1 rRNA gene is annotated in these 283 nt (G+C 52.3%); it reads right to left on the bottom strand.

The annotated features are described in order from the left end of the window. Positions 1–8 precede the first annotated feature (8 nt). Positions 9–125 (bottom strand): 5S ribosomal RNA (rrf, locus tag HP548_RS00040). Between the last annotated feature and the right edge of the window lie 158 nt (positions 126–283).

Raw genomic sequence — 283 nt, 5'->3', positions numbered from 1 at the left:
GGTTCTTTGCTTGGCGGCGTCCTACTCTCCCAGGACCCTGCGGTCCAAGTACCATCGGCGCTAGAGGGCTTAACGGTCGTGTTCGGGATGGGTACGTGTGGAACCCCTCCGCCATCGCCACCAAACGCATAGCTTAGCTTATATCTCAGAGTTTATTCTCTGAAAACTAGATCCGAAACGAAATGTGCGATTTACAACTTGCATATTTGGATAAGCCCTCGACCGATTAGTACTGGTCAGCTCCATGCATTGCTGCACTTCCACCCCCAGCCTATCTACCTCG

The sequence above is a fragment of the Paenibacillus taichungensis genome (genome assembly GCF_013359905.1).
Lineage (GTDB): Bacteria > Bacillota > Bacilli > Paenibacillales > Paenibacillaceae > Paenibacillus > Paenibacillus taichungensis.
Note: the sequence above shows the minus strand (reverse complement) of the source record. Positions and strands in the feature narration are given on the sequence as shown.